The organism is Companilactobacillus miaonis, assembly GCF_036913615.1.
Classification (GTDB): Bacteria; Bacillota; Bacilli; order Lactobacillales; family Lactobacillaceae; genus Companilactobacillus.
The window spans coordinates 1-19,095 of the sequence record NZ_JAYKTX010000005.1; the positions used below are offsets into that span (position 1 = coordinate 1).

The window sequence follows — 19,095 nt, forward strand, 5'->3', positions numbered from 1 at the left end:
AAACAAAAGGTATGTCCCCCCGTGAATACAGGGAACATACCTTAGTAATTTAAAAAATATAATTTTGTCTAACTTTTCTGTTGCACTTCATACCGCATTTCTAGTAATGTCTTCTCTTTTTTATAAATTTTACTAACTAAAATTCAAAGAATCGTAACTTATTCAGACAATAAATCAGTCCAACACTTACCGCCAATAAATGTAGTATCCCACTTTGAATTCAACAAAATATTGCATAGAGCTGACCTCTAGTCTGGAGCAACAGCTCTGGGAAATGCTCAGATGTGAAATTCTTGTTGGCGATTTATCGATTATAAGAAGGCCAATCTTGGAGCCAATTCCCGGGCCTGGAATTGGCTTCAAGTTGTGTCCACATCGTTCTGCGTTTCCCAGAGCTGTTGTGGAGGACGGTATCTAACCACCACCCAAACTACAGAACAAAAACTACTTTTATCTAACTTGCTCAATAAAAGTAAATTTATCTTCATCAAATGTTAATTTCAAAATTGCACAATTATGGAAGCTGACATTTTCGATAATTTCTGCCATTGGAATTAAGGCTTTTAGGAAACGGAACATTACTGCTCCGTGGCTGACCATCAAAACCTTTTGACCGTCAGGAATTTCTGTCATCACTTCAGTAAAAGCTTTGACAACTCGATTTTGAAAGTCAGTAGCAGATTCGCCACCGAATTGAACGAAAAAGTCATAATAAGATTTTTCAGCGTAATAAGTCTTTGGTAATAACGTTTCGTTTTCACCTTCAAATACGCCAAAATCCCATTCCCTGATTCCTTTTAGACGTTGATATGGTTGGTCTGTTACTAATTCTAAGGTGTCGCTAGCACGTTCTTGGGTCGATGAAAAACATTGATCGAAGTGGTAGTCGTGTTCACGTAAGAATTCACCGGCTGCTTTGACATCAGCAATCCCTTTAGCCGTTAATGATGAATCACATGCCCCTTGGACCTTTCCTAGTTTGTTAAACAAAGTTTGTCCATGGCGCATCAAGTATAAAGTTTTCGTGAACTACGTCGGCACTAAAGTACCGAGCTTCTAGGAACATTCCATACTTGCCAACTAGCATTTCAACCAGTTGATAGAGGTTAGAACTATTTTACTAAGGCTTGTTCCAAGCCATTATTTAATATATTTTTACTTGCATTGATGTCACGATCATGATGAATACCACAACTAAGGCAATCCCATTCTCTAATATCTAAACTGTGTTTACCATCATCGTAACCACAATTTGAACAGATTTGACTAGTTTTGAATGGATTAACAATTAGAAGTTTCTTTCCATACCATTCGCATTTGTATTCAAGCATTAGTCTTAATGCTCTCCATGATTGATTAGCAATAGCACGTGATAGTTTATGATTACCAAGAAGATTTTTGGTTTTCAAATCTTCAATAACAATCAAATCATTATTTTCAACTAATTCACGAGTAATCTTATGGAGATAGTCTTTTCTTTGATTAGCCACTTTCTCACTGTACTTGGCGACCATCAATTTGGCTTTTTGATAATTAGAGTATTGATTCAATGGTTTGGAGTTTACTAGACCATATTTCTTCTTCTGTTGGATGTCTTTTAAAGCAAGTGTACGTCTTCTAGCTAACCGTTTCTCCCAGTAATATTTCTTTTTGGCAAGTTTCTTATCAAAGCGGATAGTTTTATACTTATCTCCATCTGAACAGATAATTAAGTCTGAGACCCCCATATCAAGGCCAACAACGTTATTGTTTTTTGGCAATTGAATTACATCTTCATCGACTGTCAAAATAGCGTAATATTTACTAGTTGATGATTTACGAATAGTCACGTACTTGATGATATTGGGGATAGTTTTTTTGTTCTTATATTTTATTACTCCAAGTTTAGGTAGCTTAATGTAAGAATCATCAATAATTTCAATATTGTTATTAACAAATTTACATTGATAACTTTGTTTTGGGAACTTCTTACTTTTAAAACGAGGGAATTTACGCTTCTTACTAAAGAATCCCTTATATGCTTCAAACAAATTTTTGTTAGAAACTTGTAAGCTAGTGCTTTCGGCTTTCTTTAACCAAGTGTGTTCCTTTTTGAAAGTTGTTAAAATATAGTTCAATTCAAATGCTTTCAAAGATTTCAAATCAGGATTATTTTCATGACGTTTGATCATCATGTCTAACATATTGTTCCAAACAAAACGATTAGCACCAAAGTTGTATTCAATCAGTTCCTTTTGGTAACCATCTGGATAAATACGTAGTTTGATACCCTTTAAGACCATATGAACTCCCTCCCATGATTTGATATCGTAATTATATCACACGAAGGGAACATATGTTTGTAAAAACACTTAAAATTGCATAAATCATTGATTCATCACGGCAATAAATTGCCATGTTTTCTCAATTAGCGATTTTTATAAAAAATTTCTCCCTCAATAATTTACACTTTGTAGCATACGCGAAATTAATTTTGAAAACCACAAATAGAGAACGATTTTCCCGTATTTATTCAATAACATTAATTGTTGATAAATATTTAAATTTTTCACCATTAAAAGAAAATTTTAAAATCGAACAATTCTTTAAATCGACATGATTTACAATCTCTGATAGTGGAATCCAATTCTTTAAGAAGAGATAAATCGAAGCGCCGTGACCTACGACCAAAACTTGTTGATGGTCCTCTTTTTGCATGATTTTTGTTAAAACTGATACCATTCTGTCTTGCACCGCATCAGCACTATCACCGCCATATGGAACAAATGCATCACCAACCGAACCAATTTTTGGATCGTATTTAGGATTGACGTACTGATCCTCACCTTCAAACAGGCCAAAATTCCATTCTTTTAAACCTTTTAGACGCTTATAAGACTGATTTGTAATTAGTTCCATCGTGTCGGATGCACGTTCTTGCGTCGATGTGTAGGCGTGATCGAATTTAAGATTATTGTCTTTAAAGTATTGCCCCACCTTTTTCGCATCAGCTATCCCTTTATCCGTTAATGGCGAATCACAAACTCCTTGAATTTTTCCTAACTTGTTAAAAAGAGTTTGTCCATGGCGCATTAAATATAAGTATTTAGTCATTCTCATTCATCTCTATCGTATTTTGATAAGTAAAAACACCTTTATCATAGGTAAATTTCAAAACAGCACAGTTTGAAATATGCAAATGCTTTTGCTTTACCCATTTCAAAACAAACATGTGAATTGCTCCACCGTGACTGACTGCCAAGATATTTTTATTTTCAGGTTGTTCCATGATTTCAGTTAAAGTTTGATTCATCCGCTTTTGGACATCAATTGCATCCTCGCCACCATAAGGCACAAAAAAATCAGCATACGATCCTGCTTTAACGTCTGGCTTGGGATTCAAACGTTCACTTTCACCTTCAAAAACACCAAAGTTCCATTCTTTGAGACCTTTTAAACGTTTATAAGGTACATCAGTTACTAGTTCCAAAGTATCACTGGCCCGCTCTTGAGTTGATGAATAAGCGTGATCAAATTCTATTTTTTTATTTTTTAAGAGTTGTCCCATTTTCTTAGCGTCATCAATTCCTTTTTGAGTTAATGGCGAATCGCAGGCCCCTTGAATCTTCTGTAACTTGTTAAATTGTGTCTGTCCATGACGCATAAGATACAAAGTTTTAGCCATTTAATTTACCCTTCCTTTTAACAAATTATTAAAATTATCTCGATAAATTTTTTGTCGTTGTAAATCAGAGATGTCCATTTGATTAATCGCTGAAACAATTTCTGAAGTATCACCATTTGGCATCACGGCAAACGGAGCATCTGTTCCAAACAACATATGATTCTCACCAAAGAAATCAAAAGCTAACTCTAAAGCTTTAGTATTACCCAAAATAGCCGTATCAACGTAAAATTTTTTAAAATCTAAATATTCTTGTTGGGTCATCGTATGTTTGATCCTGCCGGCAAAAAATGGAACCATTGCTCCAGCATGATGCACGATAATTTTTAAATTTGGATACTTTTCAAAATATTTTGCCTTAACAATTTGATACATCGCTTGGGTCAACTCATATTCCCAGCTGAATGTTAAATTGTTGTCACGCTTGGTGGAATCGAAGACTGGATGTAACCAGATTGGCAAATTTAGTTGTGCTGCTTTTTCAAAAATGCTTTCAAATTCTTTATCAGCAATTGATTTGTCCAAAGCTCGAGTAAATAATTGAACCCCAACGAATTTATCTGTTTGAGCAATTTTATCCATAATTTTCATTGCCTGAGGCAAATTGTTCATCGGTAACATTCCCACTGCGGCTTCAAAAATATCATCATTTTTTTGAACTATTTTAAGTAATTCTTCATTGGCATCACTACACAATTGAGCTGTAAGTTTTGTGTCAGAATAGTAATCTTCAGGATTGAGATTGACGTTTGAAATAATTTGTTTAACATCGTTGGGAAAATTTTGATGACGCAATTTTAAATCCGTCAGTGAAGGAATCTGCAAAAAAAGATTTTTCTGAATAATATCAGGAAAATCTTGCTTCATCTTCTTTAACAAATTTGCTGGTAACACATGTGCAAAGACATCTAATTTTAGATCCATGATGGTTTATCTCCGTCTGTATTTGGTTTATTTAAGCCAACGCTTTCACCTATATGTGTATCCGGTTGGTTGATCAACTTTATTACAAAATCAGCAATACTTTTTCTAGAAACTTCCGTTCCTTTAAATGGTTCTCCTTTTTGAGTCGTTTCATAATCAATTTCATTTTTATTCGACATCCAAGCAGGACGAATCATTGTATAATCTAAATCGGAATTTTCAATTAATTGTGCTGACTTACGAAAACCAGGTAAATAATCTGCAATGGCTTTTTCATTCCAGTCACCAAATTTACCAGGAACTTCATGATAAGCTCCTAAAGAACTAATAAATATTAATCTTTTCTTATTGGCTTTATCCATAGCTTTAATAATACTGTCTGTCATATTGGCTAGGTCTATTCCACCAACATTTGAATAAACTAAATCCACATCAGACATTATTGCTGCTAACTTATCAGTATCCAAAGTATCTCCTTCAACTAATTCTACTTGAGAATTATCTTGATACTTGTTTAATCGACTACTGTTACGCAAAAATAATTTAAGTTGAATTTTTGAATTTTCTAATAATTTTTTGGTTACGATTTGGGCGGTTTGACCATATGCGCCGACGATTAAAATTTTTTTCATTAATTTTCTCCTAACGTGTAAAATCGTTTTCTTGTTTCGTAAAGGCACCAACCAATTTATGTGGTAAATAAGGTGCTTCCAAATATTGAACATCTTCTGGTGACAATTTAACGTTTATCGCATCAACTGAACTTGCCAAATGATCTGGATTGGTAGCACCGATGATTGGAGCTACGACTGATTTCTTTTGTAATAGCCAAGCGATTGCCACTTGTGCCATCGTAATATGATGTTTTTGTGCTACTTCATTAACACGTTTAACAATCTCCATGTCATTTTCTTCAGCGTGATCGTATTTACTTTCCGCTACTTTGTCAGTTTGAGCACGTTTGGTTTTGCCTGTCCAAGTTGGACGGGTCAAGTGACCTGATGCTAAAGGACTGTACGGTGTCACAGCAATATTTTCATCTTCACAAAGTGGCAACATTTCTCGCTCTTCTTCACGATACAATAAATTTAAATGGTCTTGCATGGAAACAAATTCGGTCCAATTGTGAGCTCGAGCCACTGCTTGGGCCTTTTCAAACTGCCAAGAATACATTGCTGATGCTCCAATGTATCTTGCTTTACCGGATTTAACAACATCATGCAAAGCTTCCATTGTCTCTTCGATGGGTGTGTTGTAATCCCAGCGGTGAATAATGTACAAGTCGACATAATCCATATCAAGCCTTTTTAAGCTCTTATCAATCTGCGTCAAAATTGCCTTGCGTGACAGTCCATGTTGATTTGGTTGATTTGATTTTGTAAAAAATACTTTTGTCGCTACCACTACTTCATCCCGATTGGCATTATTTTTCAAAGCCTGACCAAGATACTTCTCACTGTCACCGTAAGAATAAATATTTGCTGTATCAAAGAAATTGATTCCTAGATCAAGAGCTTTTTGGACAACTTTTTCACTCTTATCAAAGTCGATTGCCCAAGGGAAATTTCCACTTGTTGGATCTCCAAAACCCATTGTTCCTAAACAAATTCTCGATACATCTAGACCTGTTTTACCTAATTTTGAATACTCCAAAATAATTACTCCTTTACTACATATTTTGTTCCCATTCTCTAGTTGTGTTGACTTCAGTTTTATCGCCTAATAAATCTAAATAAGCTACTTCTTCATCGCTCAAAGTGACCGTTGAAGCCTTTTTAGCATCTTCAATATGCTTAACTTTAGTAGCACCAATAATTGGAACGGTTCCTTTAGCAATAGCCCAGGCACTAGCAACTTGAGCAACATCTAAATCATGTTTTTGAGCAACTTCGTGCATCCCATTGATCAAGTTTTCTAACTTATCTAATTTATGATTATAAACACTAGCTCGTTCACTGTTTTCTGGGAAAGGATGTTGCGTGTCATATTTTCCAGATAAAGCTCCTTGTTCCAACACCATATAGGAGAAGAAAGTAATTCCATTCTCATTACAATAATCAATGATTCCTGCTGTTTCTGAAGTTCTATCTAACAGACTGTAATGATTTTGCACAGCGGAGATCTTCAAGCCCTCAGCTTTCAAAATTTCATTAGCTTGTTTAATTTCAGCTAAATTGTGGTTTGAAACACCAATGTATTTGATCTTGCCACTCTTTGCCAAAGGAATGATTGCTTTCGTCCACTTTTCAACATCGGCATTGTTATGAATCCAATAAATATCAATATCTGCACTATTTAATCTCTTAATGCTACCTTCAAACATATTTTCAACTGCTTTATCAGTTCCATCAGCGATTTGTGGTGTAAATTTAGTTGATAAAATCACCTTTTCACGACCAATATCTTTAACAAACTCACCTAAAACTTGTTCGGAAGCTCCGTTATTGTAGACAGCGGCTGTATCCCAAAGATTCAAACCTAATTCCATTCCTTTATCAAAAATTGGTTTTAAATCTTTAGCAGTCAAACTGTTACCAAAAACTTTGTTGGAAGTCGTATCTCCACCCCAAGCCCAAGTTCCTAGTGCGATTTTTGGTAAATTTAAATTCTTTTGCATTTCATTCATTTTTACTATCTCCTGTTTTTAATTCATGTCTTAAGTAGTCGATTCTTTCTAACTGTTTCTCCTGAAAGTGAATCTCATCTAGCTTTGATTTACGTTTTTGGTTTAAAAATTCTACCCGTTGTGCTTTAGAATTAGGAACTTCTAATAGCAAACGCATGTATTTCTCGATTTCCTTATTTTTAAAACCAATATCGTGTAAAGCCATAATCGTGCTGAGGCGTTCAATATCTTGCTCATCATATTGCCATTCACCCATGACGATTTTGACGACATTGCATAAGCCCCAAGATTCATATTCATTTAAAATTCGAATCGGTATATTATACTTTTTACTGACTTCTCTTTTATTCATAATTGATTCCTCAAAAAAATATGGCTGCTCCTTTACGGAACACCCATATTATTACGCGCTTTTTAAGAAATGTATAATGCTTATTATTGATTATCTGAAATACCTTCAAGGTATTTCTTAGCAAATTCAATAAAGGTGGTGATTGCTTTTGAAGAAGCCACATCAGCTTTCCAAGCCAGAACTGAGCTGTACTCTAAAGTTGGTTTCAATGGTACAAAGGTCAAACCATCGTATTTAGCCTCCAAGTTTAAACCTAAGGCAATGCCAAGACCACGTTTGACTAAAATTGCGGAATTATAAAGTAAATTATAAGTTGAAACAAATTTAACTGATTTAGCATAACGACCTAACCAATGATCAATTTCGTTTTGCATCGATTGACTTCGAGACATAATCAGGTCTAATCCTTTCAAATCCTTTGGAGTAATAAAATCTTTTTTGGCTAATTCCAGTTCATTTGGAATCAATGCACCCCAGTTTTCACTTTGATGCAGCCGTACAAAATCAAATTTACTCGTATCGACCGGCTCAATAAAAATACCCATATCAAGCAAACCTTGTCCCATCCCAAACAAAGTATCGCGTGCATTGCCACTTTGAATATTAAAGGTGACCAAGGGATATTTGTGATGAAAGGCGACAATCAAATCACCCAATTCATTCATTCCGCGTAACTCACCAGTTCCAATTGAGATCTCACCAGTTAATTCAGTCTTATCAGACGACATTTCATCGAAGATCTTTTCACTAAGTTGACGCATCTCTTCAGCTCGACGACGCAACAACATTCCATCTTCGGTTAAAGTAATTTTATGACTTTGACGAATAAACAGTTTCGTGCCTAATTCTTCCTCTAAAGCCGCAATTTGTCGGGAAAGTGTTGGCTGACTAATGTGCAAGATGTTGGCGGCACGCGTGATATTTTCTTCCCGAGCAATCATCAAAAAATAGTTTAAAACACGTAGTTCCATAATTTCCTCCCTACAAAAAAAGACTACCATCTGGCAGTCTAATTAGGATATAGCAACCCTAATGGTGTGACAGTTCCTCATATCTTTGCATCCAAAGATCAACGTAGGCCTGTGAAAACGGACCTTTTCCTTTATCGATCCAATCAATTAAAACGTCGACATTATCATGTAAAATCGTATCTATTTCAGGTGGATAATTCCACATCTTGCTATGTGCCGCATATTCATCAACATCGAGCAAGCGTTTTTCACCATCTGGAAAAACTTTAACATCTAAATCATAATCAATATATTTGATGGCTTCTTTATCTAAAGCAAACGGTGTGGCCAAATTGCAGTAATAAGACACTCCACTATTTCTAATCATAGTAACGATATTAAACCAATACTTTTTATGAAAATAGACTAAGGCGGGTTCTCTAGTTACCCAACGACGTCCATCTGCTTCTGTGACAAGAGTATTCTCATTACAACCGATAATCTCATTTTCACTTGTCTTTAACACCATTGTTTCACGCCAAGTACGATGTAGGTGACCATCATGCTTATAACTCTGGATTGCTACGTAATCCCCTTCTCTAGGAATCTGCATAACTTACCCAGCTTTCTGAACTTAAAAATTCATCCAAAAAAAGTATAACAGAGCTGTGAAACGATTAAAAGATAAACAATCACAGATTGGCGTCGAGAACTCGCTTGATCTCGTCGTAATGATAACCTTTGGTCATTAAATAATTTATTAATTTGGCAGGGGTATCATAACGATGTTTAACTTTGACGATCATTTTTTGTAATTTGATCAATTCTTCATCTTCGTCCACCTCTAAGTGCAAGTCTTTGATGGCTTGGTTAGTGATTTCCCCATCAAATCCTTTTTGATAAAGACTTTGCTTAACTTTGGTCAACATTTGTTGAAACGAAGCCCGTTTTTGTTTACGAACTTGTTTTTTGGCAAATTCAACGGCATTCTCCAACAAAATATCTTGGTCGATCTCACTGATTTTATTCTGAATAATATCGTTAGGAACGCCTTTTTTTACTAATTTTTGTTGAATGATTTTGGGACCATTAGCAGTGGTCCGCAATTGGGTGTTGATAAAACTTTTGGCATAGTTGTCGTCGTCTAAATAGTGCAATTCTCGTAAACGTTGCAGTGTCGTTTCGACGGCATCTTTGTGATACTCCTTCTTATATAAATAATCTTTAATTTCTTTTTCAGTCCGCAATTGATAACTCAGAAAATTAACCGCATCACCATAAGCTTTGTTAACATTCTCTCGATCTTGAATTTCTTTGACTTGTTGATCAGTCAATTCAACATCTTTCATCAAGCGAAATTCAATTAAAGTTGTTTCCGCTACTGGGAAAGCATATTTACCGTCAAGATAAACATTGTAGCGTCCCTTACGTTTTTGGGCTTGGATTTTCGTAATTTTTGACAAAATATTATTACCTCACATGTTATACTCAAGTGTAAGTTTATCGCAAAAACAATCAAAGGAAAAATTATGGATACAAATATAACTCAAGAATTAAAAGTTGGCGACAAGTTTCCGCTGACTATCAAACGCATTGGAATCAACGGTGAAGGTATTGGTTTTTTCAAGCATGTCATCGTTTTTGTTCCTAAAGCTGTTCCTGAAGATGTCATCGTTTGTGAAGTCACTGAGGTACATCCCCGCTTTTTAAATGGTCGCATTCACAAAATCAGACAAGCTAGTCGCTTCAGAAACCCTGACGTTCCTGCTTTAGCTAAAGAAGTTGGCGGTTTAGATTTTGCTCACATTAAGTATGCAGATCAATTGAAATTCAAGGCAGACATTCTCCGTGAATCCCTTGAAAAATATAAGCCATTTGCTTATGACAAATACATGATCAGACCGACTGTCGCTTCCGTTCAACAAGAAAAATATCGTAACAAAGCTCAATTTCCAATTCAAGAAATTGACGGTGAAATCCGTTGTGGCTTGTACAAAACCGGTACTCAAGAGTTAGTCGATTTGCCAGAAATGCCAACGCAAATGGATTTAACTATGTCAGCCATCAGAAAAATCGTTCAAATGGTCAAAGACTTAGAAATTCCTGTTTTCAATCCTAAAGAAAAATCAGGAATCCTCAGCATGATCGTCATTCGTGAATCAGTCGAATTCAATCAACTACAGGTAACTTTCATCACCCGTTCACCAAAATTTATCAAAGAGCATCAATTGATTGAACGAATTCAAAAAGAAATTCCCGAAGTCAGCTCAATCTCACAAAACATCAATAAAGCAGACCAAGGCGCTGTTTGGGGAGATGAAACAAAATTACTCTGGGGTGACAAATACTTACAAGAAGACATCAACGGCTACTTGTTCAACTTATCTCCACGGGCCTTTCTCCAATTGAATTCACTCCAGACGGATAAGCTGTATGACTTAGTAAACCAAGCTTTAGAACCTAATCAACGAGATATTTTACTGGATGCTTACTGCGGTGTTGGAACAATCGGTATTACGATGGCTAACACTGTCAAACACGTTTACGGAATTGAAATCATTCCCGAAGCAATCGAAGACGCCAAGCAAAATGCCAAACTAAATGAAATTGACAACGCCGATTATTATGTCGGTTCAGTAGATAAAATTTATCCACAATTGTTGAAAGATGGTATCAACGTCAATTCAATCGTCGTTGATCCACCAAGAACAGGTTTGGAAAATAGTTTGATTACAACTTTGGTGCGTAACCCAGTGGAAAAATTAGTTTACGTTTCATGTAATCCTTCAACACTCGCTAAAGATCTAGTTAGATTGACCGATAGATATCGTGTGATCTATTTACAACCAGTCGACATGTTCCCACAAACACCACATGTTGAAACAATTGTTAAGTTGATTAAGAGATAATTTAGTCTTGAAATCATCTTAAAATCACAATACGCTAATTGGATAAATAAAATCTCGATTAACGTATTTTTTTAACAAAACAATTAGCTTGATACGAACTTTTTTCATAACTATTTTCCACCAATTTAAATGTAATTTAAGCGTCACTTATATTAAAATTACGAAAAATAGTTCTCACTTTTTTTATAAAAATTAAACAATATTGATTGAAGAAAATGGGATTTTCATTTATAGTCTAGCTAGACATTGCTTTTAGTCTTCGAGAATAACGGGACATTAATTTAGAATATTATTCATTAGTATGGTTGTCTCCGAAAACAGCGGGACGTTAATTTAGAATACTGTTTAGCAAAAGAGCACCTCCTAACATTGGAGATGCTCTTTTTGTGTTTGAATTTAATTAATTCTGTGTCAATATTTAGGTAAACATTTAAGCGGAGGGATTCATCATGGAAGAAAACGAATACGACAATAGCGATTTTTTCAAAGCCTACAGTAAATTTCCACGTTCAGTCGAAGGCTTAAAGGCGGCTGGCGAATGGCCAACTTTTCAAAAAATGTTGCCCGATTTCACAAACAAACGCGTTCTTGATGTGGGTTGTGGTTTTGGTTGGCACGATCTTTATGCAGCTCAACATCAAGCCAAATCAGTTTTAGGAATCGATATTTCCGAAAACATGCTACAAGTGGCTCAAGAAAAGAATCACTATGACAATGTCCACTATCAAAAAATGGCAATGGAAGAGATTGATTTTCCTCAAAATAGTTTTGACATTGTCATCAGTTCTCTAGCTTTGCACTACACTCCCGACTTTAACGATATTTGTCAGCGTCTCAAAAAATGCTTAATGCCTGATGGCGATTTTGTTTTCTCGGTTGAACATCCCATTTTTACTGCTTTTGGCAATCAGGACTGGTTTTATGACGAGAATGGAAAAATCACTTGTTGGCCAGTTGACCACTATTTTGCAGAGGGTGAACGGATTGCCAATTTTCTCGATCACAAAGTTGTCAAATATCATAAAACCTTGACTACTTACGTCAACACCTTGATTCAAAACGGTTTTACGATCACTGAATTGCAGGAGCCTACTCCACCGGCACATTTAATGGATGTCCCAGGTATGAAAGATGAATTCAGAAGACCAATGATGTTATTAATATCTGCTAAACTAACCGACTAATTTTTAGATGCACGTTTGAATTGTGTGAACAGCAACGCCACCAAAACAGCCGTAATCAAGCCATTGACCAAGTAAAGTATCTGATAATCAACTATCGCAAAGGCTGAACTGTAAATCAACACGCCGATAGGATTCAAAATTTGTACCATTGTGTACATCAAAGTGTTGACCCGCCCTAGAGCTTTTGCCGGGATAACTTCTTGGACATACGTGAAAACTGGTGGATCTGAAATTGCTCCCACAAATCCAGAAATAAATTCGATAACTACAAAAATTACCAAAGTAGCTTGCGGAAACGCTTTAATCGAAAAACCTAAAGCAAGCAAATTTACTACTGAAAGCCAATAAGTGACCTTTTCAAATTTGAAAACATCTTTGATCTGGACGATCGTAATAATAATCCCGCCAACGAAAACACCAAACGACAAAACTCCTTGAACATTGCCACTCACCGCCGCTGAATATTTGAGGGTGTGAATCAAAACAAATGGAATTCCAATTTGGAGCGAAATGTCAGCTAAATTCAATACCATCGCAATCACTGTTAAAACGACTAACTGGGGTTGCTTTTTTAATACTTCAATTAAATTTATTTTTTCAGTATTTTTGACAACCACCTTTTTAGGAGTCACCGAATCAAAATGAGTCAACCAAGTAATCAACAACGTAAAACTCTCAGCCGCAATTTCGACTAAAATTATCCAAGCAAATGGCACGATGCCAAATAAAAATCCTGCCAAAGGTGCTGCCACGATGCTAGCCATCGATACGCCGGTCGTCTGAATCGAATTAAGCCGCTGAATCGATTTTTTTCCAACAATCTGTGGTGTTGAAGATAAGTAGGTGATTGAAAACAACCGACCAAAAATATTCATCGCGCAAACCAAGACGATTGCGGTATACAAAATGTTGGTTCCCAATGAATAAGCTACTAAATAAAGTAATAACGAAGCAATCAAAAGCGACTCTGCCAACAAAGCCAATTTCTTATGTGAATATTTATCGATCACCTTACCCAAAATTGGTGCCAGTGCTAAGCCAACGATTGGACCGATAAATAAACTAGTCCCATAACCCAAAGCTGAACCAGTTACTTTCAATAATTTCAATGACAAGGAGAAAGAAAAAATTGTTTCCCCTAAAGCATTGATGACCGAAGTACTACCAGCTTTAATCAATTGTAAGTTATCTCGTTCCATAAAAGTCATCCCTAACTAACTTGATTGGCTATGTTATAGCACGTATGGAATCGTAAAATTCGTTAAAATTCTAAGCGGTCGTTTCTTTTGTTTAACTGGTTAAAAATAACAATTGTTCTTTTTTGAGGGTGGTGGTTAAATGCCGCCTTCCGCAACAGCTCCAGACTAAATCCGATTATTTGCTGTTATTTCCGTAAACTATGAAATGGATACTAATTTTATTCATAAAACGACTAAACTAACTTATAATTAAAATTAGATTTTATTACTTTAGATGATAAATTAATTTGCTAAAAAAGAGGATCTTATTAGACCGCAGTAATTGCAGTTTTAATAAGATCCTCTTTTTTAGTTATTACATCTATCTTGAATAGAAAAGCACAAAACTAATAAACATACCCATATCTATTCAAAATAGAACAACTATTCCTAATCAAATGGAAAGCAAATTAATCATAAAAGTGAAATTCAGCCCGAAACAAAAAACTCAATTGGGCTCAGCTCTGAAATTATAGTTAGCGCTTCAGCGCTTACTATAAGGCCAAGCTTGAAGATTTTTTCAGGTTTTGAAAAAAGCTTCAAGTTGTGCCCAGAGCGTTCCAGTCCCAATTGAGTTTTTTGTGGAGGGCGGCATACTACACCACCACCCCAACCTCAAAATCAAATAGTGGTTGAGCCTGTTATCAACTTAACCGGTAAAACATAATTGTTCTCTAACTCGCAATCGTGATCATCGATTCGTTTTAACAACAAATCAATCATCATCGTGACGATATCAGAAATTGGCTGCATGATTGTCGTCAATTCTGGATGATAATTTTGGATGAATTGGGTTCCATCATAACCAACTAATTTAACATCTTCAGGAATCCTCATGCCTAAAGCTTTAGCCTGTTGAATTACTAACAGTGCCGTTAAATCATCAGTACAAAAAATACCATCAACTGCTTTTTTCGACAATAATTCTTTGATCTTCAAACCTTTGATATTCGGTGTTGAAGAAAAGCTAATTTCCATTAAATCAAAATCTAAATTTTGTTTCTTCAAAGTATCTTTAAAGCCAGTCAAACGTTCGCTTGTTGGGCTGTTAGGCCGATTAGCACCTGTAATGATCTCGAGCTTTTTACTACCTGAAAATAACAATGATTGAGCGGCTAATTGACCACCATGATAATTATCAGAACTGACGATTGGAATATTGTCTGACAAGTAACGGTCAAAGGAAATAATTGGTAAGCCGACCTTTTGGTATTCCTCAATTCCCAAATTGTGCGAACCAGCAATTATTCCATCAACACGATTTGCCATCAACATTCGTAAATAATCACGTTCTTTTTCTGAATCACTACCGGCATTGCAGAGTATCATCCGGAAACCTTTTTTAAACAATTGGTCTTCAATTTCTTGAACCATTTGACCAAAGAATGGATTGCTGACGCCTGGCAAGATTACACCGATCAAGTGCGTTTTCTTCCCCTTTAGAGAGCGTGCCAAACTATTGGGTTGATAATTTAATTCCTTCATTGCGGAAAAAACTTTTGTTTTAGTCTTTTCTGACAATGAACCGTAATTATTGATCACCCTTGAAACTGTTGTTGGTGAAACCCCTGCTAGTTTTGCAATATCATCTAAAGTTGCCATATTTTACCTCATTAAAAAATCTTATCCATTCGATGTTGCGTGATGGCCATATTGTTTGCTTCCACAAAAAAGCTTGTCCCATGTGGAAAGATTCGACCGGTGATAACTTTTCGTCCCCCATTGATGTATAGTTCAAAAACGGTATTATCTAAGTACAAATCAAGGGTAATGTTGCGATTTTTCTCGACTTGAGCACTCCGTACAGTCCCAAAATCAGTCGCAAACGCCTCACCCATCTTCGATCGATCAACTAATATTTTACCATTAGTTGCATCTACAATGATTTGTAATTCTTCACCAAGTTCTGTTTTGAGCAAAATTGATCCAGTTGTATTCTTAGCAACTGTTGACGCAATTTTTGTTTGTGGTGAAATTTCTTTTGAGTTAAGTTCTTCCTTAACTAATTGATTATTCTCGACTACTGGTATTTGGTATAACTGATTATCCTCAATTTTTAATTCTTTGATCAAACTGAAACAATTAGCCCAACCTTCGACATCACTTGGGTAAGTGGTATCTGGTAGACCTATCCAGCTAACTATCAGTGCTCGACCGTCTGGTGCATTGAATCCGTGTGTTGCATAAACATCAAAACCCTCATCTAAGTTTTTGATTACACTAGGATTGATGAAACTAAATGTCTCCCAGTCAAAGGCATCCCCAATGACATAGGCATTTGGAAAGACATTTGAGTATTGTAACACATCTGTGTCGATTCCTTGTGGACAAAAGATTAGAACTGGTCGATTATCAACAAATAATAGGTTCGGGCACTCGATCATGTAACCACAATCTTGGTCGGTAAAGTGTAATTCTGTCTTATAAGTCCAAGGTCCAGTCACGTTGGGTGATTGGTAAACTAAAATGTGACCTATATCATCTTTTCTCCGGGCCCCGATTAAACTGTAAAACATTCCGTCGTGTTCAATAATTTGTGGATCGCGGAAATGGTCAGTAAATCCAGCTCTTGGTTCAGAAATTAAGGGTGTAGCGATTTTTTGAATCCGACCTGTTTTATCCATCCAAGCTCCATTTTGTTTAGGATGACGAACCCAGTTTTCATCGCGAACATTGCCGGTGTACATAATAAAGAGTTTATCATCGACAGGCATTGCAGAACCCGAATAGGCCCCGTGGCTGTCTTGTTTATCCCCTGGCAAAAGTGTCGGACCGTGATCTTGCCAATGCACTAAATCCTCTGAAGTTAAATGATCCCAACTCTTTAGACCATGGACCGCTCCATATGGATATGATTGGTAGAACAGGTGCCATTCGTGGTTAAAATATGAGAAACCATTGGGATCGTTCAGCAATCCCGTTTTTGGTTGAATGTGATAGCCTAACCGCCAGTGGGAATTTTTTATGTTTTTTTGAATATCTTTTATTTGATTATTAGGCCATTCTTGATATGGCTTATATCTTAATTTAGTTGTCCATTCATTAATCATAATCTAGCTCATACTTTCTTTAATGCTTCAATTGTAAGCGCTGTTACCATTAAATGTCAATCGTTTAACATTAAAGTAAACATCATAATATTAGCACTTTAACATATTTTAGAATTTAAGATATTTTTCTATTGTCAAACGTTTGACATTTTAAAAAACGCATGTATTATAGAAAGTGTCAAAGCGCTTACATTTAATTTAAGTTTTAGGAGGGAAATACTTATGAAACATGCTGAAGTTGCTGAACGTGTTATTAAATATGTTGGTAAAGATAACTTCCAAGCCGCAGCACATTGTGCAACAAGATTAAGATTAGTGATTAAAGATGAATCTAAAATTGACCAAAAAGGTTTGGATAATGATCCTGATGTTAAAGGAACTTTTGAAACTAATGGTCAATATCAAATTATTATTGGACCTGGTGACGTCGATAAAGTTTACGACGCTTTAATCGCTAAAACTGGCTTAAAAGAAGCTACACCAGATGACATCAAGGCCGTGGCTCAAGCAGGCAAAAAAAAGAATCCTTTAATGGATTTTCTAAAAGTTCTTTCTGATATTTTTATTCCAATTATCCCTGCTCTAGTTGCTGGTGGTTTATTAATGGCCTTAAACAACGTTTTAACAGCTGAAAATCTTTTCATGACTAAATCAGTCGTTGAAGTTTATCCAGGCATTAAAGGTATTGCTGAAATGATTAATGCCATGGCAGGTGCGCCATTTACCTTCTTACCTATTCTCCTTGGCTTTTCAGCCACAAAGAGATTTGGTGGAAATCCTTATTTAGGTGCTGCCATGGGTATGATCATGGTCTTACCATCACTAGTTAATGGTAATAATGTTGCCGCAACCGTTGCCGCTGGCAAAATGACTTATTGGAATATCTTTGGATTTCAAGTTGCTCAAGCTGGTTACCAAGGACAAGTTCTTCCTGTTCTAGCCGTGGCCTTTATCTTAGCTACTTTAGAGAAATTTTTCCACAAACACATTAAGAGTGCTTTTGATTTTACATTCACACCAATGCTTTCAATTATCATTACTGGATTTCTAACTTTCACAATTGTTGGGCCAGTTTTAAGAACTGTCAGTGATGCTCTAACAAATGGCTTAGTTGGTTTATACAATACTACTGGTGCTATTGGTATGGGTATCTTTGGTCTGTTTTACTCAGCTATCGTTATTACAGGATTACACCAAACATTCCCTGCTATTGAAACACAACTATTAGCTAATATTGCAAAAACTGGTGGCTCATTCATCTTTCCAGTTGCTTCAATGGCCAACATTGGACAAGGTGCCGCTACTTTAGCTATTTTCTTTGCTACTAAGAGTCAAAAACAAAAAGCTTTAACATCATCTGCTGGTATTTCTGCTTTACTAGGAATCACTGAACCAGCAATTTTCGGTGTTAATTTGAAGATGAAATTTCCATTCATTTTTGCCGCAATTGCTTCAGGAATCGCTTGTGTCTTCTTAGGTATTTTCCACGTTCTTGCTGTTGCTATGGGACCAGCTTCAGTTATTGGTTTTATCTCGATTGCTTCTAAATCTATTCCAGCATTTATGTTAAGTGGATTAATTTCTTTCGTTGTCGCTTTCATTCCAACTTTTGTTTACGCAAAGAAAGTGCTTGGCAACAATACTGATCCTGTTGAAGAACCTGATTCAGAATCAAACGAAATACCCGCCGCAAATGTTAATGATGAAGTTATTGTTGCACCTGTTAGTGGTGTAAGTGAAAGCTTACGTGATGTAAATGATAAAGTGTTTTCTGCTGAAATCATGGGTAAAGGTGTTGCTATCAAACCAAATGATAACCAAGTGGTTGCCCCCGCAAATGGTGTTGTGACAGTTACTTATGATAGTAAACATGCCTATGGTATCAAGACAGATTCTGGTGCCGAAATTCTAATTCATCTTGGATTAGATACTGTTAACTTAAACGGTAAATACTTTACTTCTAATGTTCAAAAAGGTGATAAAGTCCATCAAGGTGATGCTTTAGGTACCTTTGATATTAATGCCTTAAAAGAAAATAATTATGACCCAACAGTTATGCTCGTAATTACTAATACTAATGATTACGATAAAGTAGAACGTTTAAATGTGACAAACGTCAAAGCAGGCGATAAAATCGTTGCCCTCGATCAACCTGCTAAAGGAATAGTTGCCGCAACTGTTTAAAGGAGGATTTTACT

The 19,095-nt window shown here is 35.9% G+C and carries 18 protein-coding genes; 3 read left to right on the forward strand and 15 right to left on the reverse strand.

Annotation, left to right across the window (positions count from 1 at the left end):
• Positions 1-450 precede the first annotated feature (450 nt).
• The 12 genes from U8521_RS05105 to recX all read right to left on the reverse strand — a co-directional run bounded on the left by U8521_RS05105 (position 451) and on the right by recX (position 9,979).
• Positions 451-1,008: a histidine phosphatase family protein gene (locus tag U8521_RS05105; RefSeq protein WP_334332395.1), complete on the reverse strand. Its 558-nt coding sequence runs from the start codon at positions 1,006-1,008 to the stop codon at positions 451-453.
• A gap of 104 nt (positions 1,009-1,112) precedes the next feature.
• Positions 1,113-2,282, reverse strand: coding sequence for an RNA-guided endonuclease TnpB family protein (locus tag U8521_RS05110; RefSeq protein ID WP_334352073.1), 1,170 nt, complete (start codon positions 2,280-2,282; stop codon positions 1,113-1,115).
• A 226-nt stretch (positions 2,283-2,508) separates the two neighbouring features.
• Positions 2,509-3,093, reverse strand: coding sequence for a histidine phosphatase family protein (locus tag U8521_RS05115; protein ID WP_334332278.1), 585 nt, complete (start codon positions 3,091-3,093; stop codon positions 2,509-2,511).
• Positions 3,086-3,664 (reverse strand): histidine phosphatase family protein, encoded by a 579-nt coding sequence (locus U8521_RS05120; RefSeq protein ID WP_334352074.1) that lies wholly within the window; start codon positions 3,662-3,664, stop codon positions 3,086-3,088. The genes U8521_RS05115 and U8521_RS05120 overlap by 8 nt, the downstream gene beginning before the upstream one ends.
• Entirely contained in the window at positions 3,665-4,588 is a 924-nt protein-coding gene (locus U8521_RS05125) for an amidohydrolase family protein (protein WP_334352075.1), read from the reverse strand. It lies immediately after the preceding gene.
• A complete protein-coding gene (locus U8521_RS05130; protein ID WP_334332275.1) occupies positions 4,579-5,220 on the reverse strand; it encodes an SDR family oxidoreductase in 642 nt (213 codons plus the stop codon). Before U8521_RS05130 ends, U8521_RS05125 begins: the two co-directional genes overlap by 10 nt.
• A gap of 10 nt (positions 5,221-5,230) precedes the next feature.
• On the reverse strand, positions 5,231-6,241 hold the full coding sequence (locus tag U8521_RS05135; protein WP_334332274.1) for an aldo/keto reductase: 1,011 nt from the start codon (positions 6,239-6,241) through the stop codon (positions 5,231-5,233).
• 16 nt (positions 6,242-6,257) lie between these two features.
• Positions 6,258-7,214, reverse strand: a complete 957-nt coding sequence (locus U8521_RS05140; protein ID WP_334352076.1) for an aldo/keto reductase — start codon at positions 7,212-7,214, stop codon at positions 6,258-6,260.
• Positions 7,207-7,566 (reverse strand): MerR family transcriptional regulator, encoded by a 360-nt coding sequence (locus U8521_RS05145; RefSeq protein ID WP_334332272.1) that lies wholly within the window; start codon positions 7,564-7,566, stop codon positions 7,207-7,209. Before U8521_RS05145 ends, U8521_RS05140 begins: the two co-directional genes overlap by 8 nt.
• Positions 7,567-7,649: 83 nt before the next feature.
• Positions 7,650-8,537: a LysR family transcriptional regulator gene (locus U8521_RS05150; RefSeq protein ID WP_334352077.1), complete on the reverse strand. Its 888-nt coding sequence runs from the start codon at positions 8,535-8,537 to the stop codon at positions 7,650-7,652.
• A 58-nt stretch (positions 8,538-8,595) separates the two neighbouring features.
• A complete protein-coding gene (gene ntdP / locus U8521_RS05155; RefSeq protein WP_135371189.1) occupies positions 8,596-9,129 on the reverse strand; it encodes a nucleoside tri-diphosphate phosphatase in 534 nt (177 codons plus the stop codon).
• Between the two features lie 79 nt (positions 9,130-9,208).
• Entirely contained in the window at positions 9,209-9,979 is a 771-nt protein-coding gene (gene recX, locus U8521_RS05160; RefSeq protein ID WP_334332270.1) for a recombination regulator RecX, read from the reverse strand.
• Between the two features lie 66 nt (positions 9,980-10,045).
• Between recX and rlmD the strand changes: the two genes are divergently transcribed.
• Positions 10,046-11,425 (forward strand): 23S rRNA (uracil(1939)-C(5))-methyltransferase RlmD, encoded by a 1,380-nt coding sequence (gene rlmD, locus U8521_RS05165; RefSeq protein ID WP_334332269.1) that lies wholly within the window; start codon positions 10,046-10,048, stop codon positions 11,423-11,425.
• A gap of 449 nt (positions 11,426-11,874) precedes the next feature.
• Positions 11,875-12,609 carry a class I SAM-dependent methyltransferase gene (locus U8521_RS05170; RefSeq protein WP_334352078.1) on the forward strand — a complete coding sequence of 245 codons (735 nt, stop codon included), beginning with the start codon at positions 11,875-11,877 and terminating at the stop codon, positions 12,607-12,609.
• Here the strand turns inward: U8521_RS05170 and U8521_RS05175 are convergent.
• From U8521_RS05175 to U8521_RS05185, 3 genes are all read right to left on the reverse strand, one after another.
• Positions 12,606-13,808, reverse strand: a complete 1,203-nt coding sequence (locus tag U8521_RS05175) for an MFS transporter (protein ID WP_334352079.1) — start codon at positions 13,806-13,808, stop codon at positions 12,606-12,608. The two genes, U8521_RS05170 and U8521_RS05175, sit on opposite strands and share 4 nt — an antisense overlap.
• 660 nt (positions 13,809-14,468) lie before the next feature.
• Positions 14,469-15,449, reverse strand: coding sequence for a LacI family DNA-binding transcriptional regulator (locus U8521_RS05180; RefSeq protein WP_334332266.1), 981 nt, complete (start codon positions 15,447-15,449; stop codon positions 14,469-14,471).
• Positions 15,450-15,460: 11 nt separating this feature from the next.
• Positions 15,461-16,897: a sucrose-6-phosphate hydrolase gene (locus U8521_RS05185; protein WP_334352080.1), complete on the reverse strand. Its 1,437-nt coding sequence runs from the start codon at positions 16,895-16,897 to the stop codon at positions 15,461-15,463.
• A gap of 222 nt (positions 16,898-17,119) precedes the next feature.
• Here U8521_RS05185 and U8521_RS05190 point away from each other — a divergent pair, with 222 nt between their 5' ends.
• Positions 17,120-19,081, forward strand: coding sequence for a sucrose-specific PTS transporter subunit IIBC (locus U8521_RS05190; protein WP_334352081.1), 1,962 nt, complete (start codon positions 17,120-17,122; stop codon positions 19,079-19,081).
• Positions 19,082-19,095: the final 14 nt, after the last annotated feature.